An 8,323-nucleotide genomic window follows, 5' to 3' on the forward strand; every position below is an offset into this window, starting at 1 on the left:
ACCAGGCCATCGTCTGCAACATCGGCCACTTCGACAACGAAATCGACGTCGCCTCGATCGAGCAGTACCAGTGGGAAGAGATCAAGCCGCAGGTCGACCACGTGATCTTCCCGGACGGCAAGCGCATCATCCTGCTGGCCAAGGGCCGCCTGGTTAACCTCGGCTGCGGCACCGGCCATCCGTCCTACGTGATGTCCAGCTCCTTCGCCAACCAGACCATCGCCCAGATCGAGCTGTTCACCCGCACCGCCGACTACCCGGTGGGCGTGTACACCCTGCCCAAGCATCTGGACGAGAAAGTTGCCCGCCTGCAGCTCAAGAAGCTCAACGCCCAGCTCTCCGTGCTGACCGACGAGCAGGCCGCCTACATCGGCGTGCCCAAGGAAGGCCCGTACAAGGCCGACCAGTACCGCTACTAAGCGCCCTCCGGCGGGCTCGTTCCGCCGCTTTGCCACAGCCCGCCGACGCCACCGCGCCGGCGGGCCCGTGAGGAAATCCCGTGCCGAACAAGACCCCCTTCTCCATCGAATTCTTCCCGCCGCAAACCTCCGAGGGCGTACAAAAGCTGCGCACCACCCGGGCGAAGCTGGCCAGCCTCAAGCCCGAATTCTTCTCGGTCACCTTCGGTGCCGGCGGCTCGACCCAGGAGCGCACCTTCGAAACCGTCTTCGAGATCCAGAACGAAGGCCACCAGGCCGCGCCGCACCTGTCGTGCATCGGCTCGACCCGTCCGCACATCCGTGAAATCCTGCAGCGCTACAAGGATGCCGGCATCCGCCGCATCGTCGCCCTGCGCGGCGATCTGCCCTCCGGCGTCGGCGATCCGGGCGAACTGCGCTACGCCAACGAACTGGTCGAGTTCATCCGCCTTGAGACCGGCGATCACTTCCACATCGAAGTCGCCGCCTACCCCGAATACCACCCCCAGGCCAGAAGCCCGCGGGACGACCTGCTGGCCTTCAAGCGCAAGGTGGATGCCGGCGCCAATTCGGCCATCACCCAGTATTTCTACAACCTCGACGCCTACCTGCATTTTTGCGACGAATGCGCCGCCATCGGCGTGAACGTGCCCATCGTGCCGGGCATCATGCCCATCGTGTCCTTCTCCAAGCTGGCCCGCTTCTCCGACGCCTGCGGCGCCGAAATCCCGCGCTGGATGCGTCGCAAGTTCGAAGCCTTCGGCGACGACAGCGACTCCATCAAGGCCTTCGGCCTCGACGTGGTGAGCGAGCTGTGCGCAAAACTGATTGCGGCCGGCGCCCCCGGCCTGCATTTTTACAGCATGAACCAGGCCGCCCCGACGATCGCCGTGTGCGAGCGCCTCGGCATCGGCGCCTGACGCCCCGCGGCGCGGCGCACGGCCTGACGGCGACAGGAACCCGAAACAATGCGTGATCCCTACGAGATTCTGGGCGTCTCACCCAGTGCGCCGGCCGAAGACATCAAGGTGGCCTACCGCAAGGCCGCCCGCCTTTACCACCCGGACAAAAACCCCGACCCCGCCGCCGCCGACCGCTTCCGGAGCATCCAGACCGCCTACGAGCTGCTCGCCGACGACGCCCGCCGGCGCGACTACGATCTCTTGCGCCAGCGCAATCTGATCGACGACCCCCTGCAAGAGGCCAGCTCCCTGTGGGCCTCGTATATTGAAAAGGTAATTTCTTGACCTCGTTTTATTTTGAAGACATTTTCGAGCGCTACGTTGCCGAAATCGACGACCTGCGTTCCGACTCCGAAGGCAAGGACGTGCTCCAGCGCCGGGTGCGGGACAAGCACAAGGAATTCTCCTTCCTCCTGTCGATGATCGACGCCGCGCCGGAAATGGTTGCGCCGGCCTTCCACGGCGCCTTCGGATTCAACAAGGGCCGGGCGCTCTACGAAGCCTCGCAAAGCGAGCCCGGCGATGACGGCTTTCCGGCCTGGGCCGAACTTGAGGAATCCATCGAGATCGCCTCTTGGGCCCGCCCGCTGATCAACCTCTGCCTTGCCAAGGCCGGCGGCGAGAGCTTTCTTGTCACCACCGCCGTGCTCGAATACCTGCTGGGCAGCGGCCTGTCGGCCCGCTCCGCGCCCGAAGCCAGCGCGGATGAAGAAGAGGACGAAGGCGCTGACGATCTCGGCGAATCCGGAGAAGACTGGATGTCCGAGCAAGGCTTCGACGCCATTGACCGTTAAGAAAGGTTTTTCATGACCCAGCTTGTCATCAAGCAGACCCAGGCCCTGATCCTTGCCGGCGAAATCTCGGAAGCCGAAGCCAACCTGGTCGTCCTCGCCGAAAAGGAAGGCGACCACGCCCTGGTTGAAGTGCTCGACGAAATGGCGCCCAAGGACGTGCTGGCCGTGATGCGCGAGTTCGACGCGAGCAAGGAATCCATCGTCAACATGCTGGTGAGCCCGGAACAGTTCGTGCAGGCCATCATGCTCGAACGCCAGTACGGCGAGCCCATCGAAAAATACGTGCCGCGCCTGCGCAACACCATGAACGCCGTGATGCACCGCACGCCCGGCGCCTGCTCCGAGGTGCTCGACTGCCTCGCCGAGCACGACGAAGGCGTGCGCCTGCTGGCCGATTACTTCATCGATCACTACGACTCGCTGCAGGCCCTGGCCTACCACGGCGTGTTCGAGGCCGAAGTCGATCTCGAAAAGGCCTTTGCGCCCAAGTCGGCCATCACCTGGGATTCCGAGCGCGTCGATGAACTCGACCAGGGCCTCGAAATCGGCGACGCCATCGAAATGGTGCGGGTTCGCATGTCGCGCTCCGAAGTGGCCGATTCCGACTGGATGGAAACCGCCTGGGTGCTGCGCCACGAGTTTTCCGACACCTTCGAGCTCTTGATCATCGAAATCCAGGATCGCCTGCACCGCGCCGCCGAAGCAGCCAGAATGCCCGTTGCCGAATCTTCCGAACCGGGCGTGCCCAGGCTCGAAGACGAGGACGAGGAATCCGCAATCTGATAACGGGAGAAGCGCGAAGCCCCCACGGCTTCGCGCAGTGCACACGATGTCCAGTGATACCGTTCTTGCAACAGTCGATACCCGCCCCTATTTCGAACGGGTGCTGCGCCACGCCCTGAAAGAAGGCCTCGTCGACGCCGCACGGCTCGACGCCATCCGCCGCGAAGGCGCCAAGGGCATCGTGCAGCTGGCCACCTATTTCGGCACGCCCAACCTGCGCCCCTCACTCGAAGCCGCCCGCACCCGGCTGGTAACCCTGGCCGGCCTGGCCCTCGAAGCGGAATCCGGCGGCAGCCTCGACGCGGCGGCCCGGCTGCTGCGCGACAAGACCCTCCTCGCCCTCTCCAAGGCCGGCGCCGATCGCCTGCGCAAGCTGCACACCCTGCCTACCGAAAGGCTCCTCGCCGATCCCGACATCTTCCGGGAAAGCGAAAAGGAATTTCTCGACACCTATACGTCCGACAAGCCGATCACCTACGCGCACTATCTCGTCGAACGCGCCGCCCGCGAAAAAAACCAGCTCTACATCGACATGACCTGCTGGCTCGCCGGCAAGTTTGGCGCCGACCGGGACGACGTGCTCGAATGGCACGTGTTCTGCGAATCGGTCATCAACAGCGCGCTGCTCATCCTCTACACCGAGCGCAAGCCGGAGGGGCTGTTCAGCGTCGAACGCTTCATGAAGCTGCACGAAGCCGCCCGCAAAAAACGCAGCGCCGGCTTTCCCAAGCTCGACGAATGGCTCGAAGAGGCCCCGCTTCCTGTGCGCAACCTGATGGCCCGTGAATGCGAACGTTTCACGGCCGAAGTGCTGCCCGTCATCCGGGACATCTCCGCCACCGAAATCTATCGAAACCAGGACCGTTTTTCCGGCCTGTTCTTCTTCGACACCAGCTCGGTGAGCGAAATCACCCACCACGACAAGGCCAGGGCCGAAGAATGGCAGCGCATCACCGGCGGCCAGGGCGACCACACCGACGTGCAATGCGGCGTGCTGCTGATGGTGGCCAGCGGGCTTGAACCAGCAAAGATCCTGCGCAAGAAAGACGCCACCCAGATCCGCAAAAACTTCCAGGAATCCGGCTTTGACGACAAAGCCGTCGCCCATTTCATCGAAAACGTCGTGCCCTTCGAATACCAGGCCGACGTAAAACGCATGTGGGAAGACGACCTCGGCCCCGAAGCCCGCGTGCAATTCGAAGGCAACGACACCGCGCTGATCGAAAACTATCTCCAGGACACCTGCCGGGCCAACTGGAAGAAAAAATCCAGCTGACCCAGGCACGGCTTCGATTATCAGCCCGGACATGCCCCCCCGGGCGAATGCACTCGCCTCATGCGCCAATGTGGACACCGCAGCGCACCATTTTGGCGCCTGCCGTGGTCTGAACGCCCCCCTCTGCACCGGAAAACACCCGGATTCTGCGCTTTATCGACCCGGCACGATTTCTGCTTATTACTCCTTGCCCGCTGGCAGAGCCGCCACGGGTCTTATTGCCTCCGCCAACGACGGCGGAACCCGAGTGAGTCGAGTGCGCAAGCACCCGCCACCTCGTTGTTCCAACCCGACTTCGATCCGCGTTTCGCGGGGGCCGTGATGTCTGCGCCACTCATTTCCTGAGCCCGGCAAAGAGATCCAGCACGGTTCCCGGAGGAGCCAGGACGTGCAGGATTCATCATGAAAATCATTGTTGTCGGCCACGGCATGGTGGGCCACAAGTTCCTCGAAGAACTTCACCAACTGGCCCTTGGCCCTACCGAAGTCACCGTGCTGTGCGAAGAACCTCGCGCCGCCTACGACCGGGTTCATCTGTCCGAATTCTTCGCCGGCAAGACTGCCGACGACCTCTCCCTGGTAGAGCCGGGCTTCTTTGACCAGAGCGGCTTCGCCCTGCGCCTCAAGACCCGCGCAGCGGCCATCGACCGCCGCAAGAAGACCGTCACCACCGCCGATGGCGAGGTGCTGGCCTACGACAAGCTGGTGCTCGCCACCGGATCCTTCCCCTTCGTGCCGCCGGTGCGTGGCAATGACCGGGCCGACTGCTTCGTCTATCGCACCATCGAAGACCTGGAAGCCATGACCGAATGCGGCGCCCGCTCGAAGACGGGCGTGGTGGTGGGCGGCGGCCTGCTCGGTCTCGAATGCGCCAAGGCCCTGCGCGACCTCGGTCTGGAGACCCATGTCGTCGAATTTGCCCCGCGCCTGATGGCCGTCCAGGTAGACGAAGACGGCGGCCGCATCCTGCGCAGCAGGATCGAAGAAATGGGCGTGCGCGTGCACACCAGCCGCAACACCAAGGAGATCACCGACGGCGCCCGCGCCCGTCACCGCATGGTCTTCGACGACGGCAGCCACCTGGAGACCGACATGATCGTGTTCTCCGCCGGCATCCGGCCGCGGGACGAGCTGGCTCGCCAGAACGCGCTGGCGGTGGGAGCCCGGGGCGGCATCGCGGTGGATGACCACTGCCGCACCAGCGACCCGGACATCTTCGCGATCGGCGAATGCGCCGCCTGGAAAGACCAGGTCTTCGGCCTCGTCGCCCCCGGCTATGAGATGGCCCGCACCGTTGCCCGCCAGATCACCGGCCAGCGAATCAACGGAACTGAGGCCGCCTTCGGCGGTGCCGACATGAGCACCAAGCTCAAGCTGATGGGTGTGGACGTGGCCAGCATCGGCGACGCCCAGGGCCGCAGCACCGGCAGCCGCAGCTTCCGCTACATGGACGAAGTCAAACAGATCTACAAGAAGATCGTCACCAGCCCCGACGGCAAGCAGCTGATCGGCGCCGTGCTGGTGGGCAACGCCGACGAATACGGCACCCTGCTGCAGATGGCCCTCAACGGCATCGCCCTGCCGGCCGATCCGGAATTCCTGATCCTCCCCTCCAGCGACGGCAAGGCCAAGCCCGGCCTGGGCGTGGATGCCCTGCCTGACAGCGCCCAGATCTGCTCCTGCAACAACGTGAGCAAGGGCCAGATCTGCGCGGCCGTGGCCGACGGCGCCACCAGCATCGGCGACATGAAAGCCTGCACCAAGGCCGGCGCCACCTGCGGCGGCTGCGTGCCCCTGGTCACCCAGGTGATGAAGGCCGAGATGGCCCGCCTCGGCATGGCGGTGAACAACCACCTGTGCGAGCACTTCCCCTACTCCCGCCAGGAGCTCTTCCACCTCATCAAGGTGGGCGAGATCAAGAGCTTCGCCGAACTGCTGGAGAAGCACGGCAAGGGCCTCGGCTGCGACATCTGCAAACCCACCGCCGCCAGCATCTTCGCCTCGTGCTGGAACGAGTTCGTGCTCAAGAGCGACCTGGCAGGCCTGCAGGACAGCAACGACTACTTCCTGGGCAACATCCAGAAGGACGGCACCTACTCGGTGGTGCCGCGCATGCCCGGCGGCGAAGTCACCCCCGACGGCCTCATCGCCGTGGGCCAGGTGGCCAAGAAGTACGGCCTTTACACCAAGGTCACCGGTGGCCAGCGGGTGGATCTCTTCGGTGCCCGTGTCGAACAGCTGCCCTTTATCTGGGACGAACTGATTGCCGCCGGTTTCGAATCCGGCCACGCCTACGGCAAGTCCCTACGCACCGTCAAAAGCTGCGTCGGCTCCACCTGGTGCCGCTACGGCGTGGGTGACAGCGTGGGCTTCGCGGTGGATCTGGAGAACCGCTACAAGGGCCTGCGCGCGCCCCACAAGATCAAGTTCGGTGTATCGGGCTGCACCCGCGAGTGCGCCGAAGCGCAGGGCAAGGACGTGGGCATCATCGCCACCGAAAAGGGCTGGAACCTCTACGTATGCGGCAACGGCGGCATGAAACCGCGCCACGCCGAACTGCTGGCGTCCGATCTGACCCAGGAAGAACTCGTCCGGCTGGTGGACCGCTTCCTGATGTTCTACGTGCGCACCGCCGACCGCCTGCAGCGCACCAGCACCTGGCGCGACAACCTGGAAGGCGGCCTCGACTACCTGAAAGACGTGGTGGTGAACGACAGCCTCGGCCTGGCCGCCGAACTGGAAGCCCGGATGCAGCACGTGGTGGACACCTACCAGTGCGAATGGAAGACCGCCGTAACCAACCCCGCGGTGCGCCAGCGCTTCCGCTCCTTCGTCAATAGCGACAAGGCCGACGAGCACATCATCTTCGTGGAGGAACGCGGCCAGATTCGCCCGGCCCGCCCCGACGAACGCATCGCCGCCAACCCCGAAATCCTGGCCACGCCTGCCTGAGGAGCCCCAGCATGAGCATCGCCCCCCTTCAATGGAACGCCGTCTGCGCGGTGGACGACATCCTGCCCGACACCGGCGTCTGCGCCCTGGTGGAAAACCGCCACGTGGCCGTCTTCCGCATCGGTGAAACGCAGTTCTACGCCATCGACAACGTGGACCCCAAGTCCGGCGCCAGCGTCCTCTCGCGGGGCCTGGTAGGCAACCTGGGCAAGCACATCGTCGTCGCCTCGCCCCTCTACAAGAACCACTTTGACCTGGCCACCGGCGAATGTCTGGAGGCACCGGAACACTCGGTACGCGCCCACACCGTGCGCATCGAGGACCGCCGCGTGCTGGTCGCCCTGGGCTGAGGCTGTAGGGGCGACTTCAGTCGCCCGCGGACTCCGTTGAACGGCATGTCGATGATTTAACGCGCGGTTGGGCGACTGAAGTCGCCCCTACAGTCGCCCATTGCAGCCACCCCTGGATACGCAATTCCTGATATCCGACTTTGAAAAGGTAATCCCATGGCCTATCTTGCCCCCGCCGAATTCGTCACCAAAATGGTGGACGCCGGCGAATCCAAGCTCCTGATGTCCACTCGCGACACCCTGATCCGCTCCTACATGGCCGGCGCCATCCTGGCCCTGGCCGCGGCCTTCGCGGTCAGCGTCAACGTCAATACCGGCAACCCGCTGATCGGCGCGCTGCTCTTCCCGGTGGGCTTCTGCATGCTCTACCTGCTGGGTTTCGACCTCTTGACCGGCGTGTTCACCCTGGCCCCGCTGGCGGTGTTCGACAAGCGCCCCGGCGCCACCTGGAACGGCGTGCTGCGCAACTGGAGCCTGGTATTCACCGGCAACTTTGCCGGCGCGCTCACCGTGGCCGTGTTCATGGCCATCATCTTCACCAGCGGCTTCACCGAAGCCCCCAACGCCATCGGCCAGAAGATCGGCCACATCGGCGAAGGCCGCACCGTGGGCTACGCGGCCCATGGCGCCGGCGGCATGCTGACCCTCTTCATCCGTGCCGTGATGTGCAACTGGATGGTGTCCACCGGCGTGGTCGCCGCCATGATGTCCACCAGCGTCTCCGGCAAGGTCATCGCCATGTGGATGCCCATCCTGGTGTTCTTCTACATGGGCTTCGAGCACAGCA

Annotated in this window: 9 protein-coding genes; all 9 read left to right on the plus strand. The window is 64.3% G+C overall.

What is annotated here, in order from left to right:
• A partial coding sequence (locus Q1W26_RS19505) for an adenosylhomocysteinase (protein ID WP_300443553.1) occupies positions 1 to 419 on the plus strand: 419 nt, incomplete at its 5' end.
• An 80-nt stretch (positions 420 to 499) separates the two neighbouring features.
• Positions 500 to 1,339 (plus strand): methylenetetrahydrofolate reductase [NAD(P)H], encoded by an 840-nt coding sequence (gene metF, locus Q1W26_RS19510; protein WP_300443555.1) that lies wholly within the window; start codon positions 500 to 502, stop codon positions 1,337 to 1,339.
• Between the two features lie 48 nt (positions 1,340 to 1,387).
• Positions 1,388 to 1,666 (plus strand): DnaJ domain-containing protein, encoded by a 279-nt coding sequence (locus Q1W26_RS19515; RefSeq protein ID WP_300443558.1) that lies wholly within the window; start codon positions 1,388 to 1,390, stop codon positions 1,664 to 1,666.
• On the plus strand, positions 1,663 to 2,175 hold the full coding sequence (locus Q1W26_RS19520; RefSeq protein ID WP_300443560.1) for a hypothetical protein: 513 nt from the start codon (positions 1,663 to 1,665) through the stop codon (positions 2,173 to 2,175). The genes Q1W26_RS19515 and Q1W26_RS19520 overlap by 4 nt, the downstream gene beginning before the upstream one ends.
• 12 nt (positions 2,176 to 2,187) lie before the next feature.
• A complete protein-coding gene (locus Q1W26_RS19525; RefSeq protein WP_300443563.1) occupies positions 2,188 to 2,958 on the plus strand; it encodes a hypothetical protein in 771 nt (256 codons plus the stop codon).
• 46 nt (positions 2,959 to 3,004) lie between these two features.
• Complete coding sequence (locus tag Q1W26_RS19530) at positions 3,005 to 4,234, plus strand: hypothetical protein (RefSeq protein WP_300443566.1); 1,230 nt, start codon at positions 3,005 to 3,007, stop codon at positions 4,232 to 4,234.
• Between the two features lie 402 nt (positions 4,235 to 4,636).
• Entirely contained in the window at positions 4,637 to 7,186 is a 2,550-nt protein-coding gene (gene nirB, locus Q1W26_RS19535) for a nitrite reductase large subunit NirB (RefSeq protein WP_300443569.1), read from the plus strand.
• 11 nt (positions 7,187 to 7,197) lie between these two features.
• Positions 7,198 to 7,536 (plus strand): nitrite reductase small subunit NirD, encoded by a 339-nt coding sequence (nirD, locus tag Q1W26_RS19540; RefSeq protein WP_300443571.1) that lies wholly within the window; start codon positions 7,198 to 7,200, stop codon positions 7,534 to 7,536.
• A 156-nt stretch (positions 7,537 to 7,692) separates the two neighbouring features.
• The coding region (locus Q1W26_RS19545; protein WP_300443574.1) for a formate/nitrite transporter family protein at positions 7,693 to 8,323 on the plus strand (631 nt) is incomplete at its 3' end.

The sequence above is a fragment of the Zoogloea sp. genome (genome assembly GCF_030157465.1).
Taxonomy (GTDB): Bacteria; Pseudomonadota; Gammaproteobacteria; order Burkholderiales; family Rhodocyclaceae; genus Zoogloea.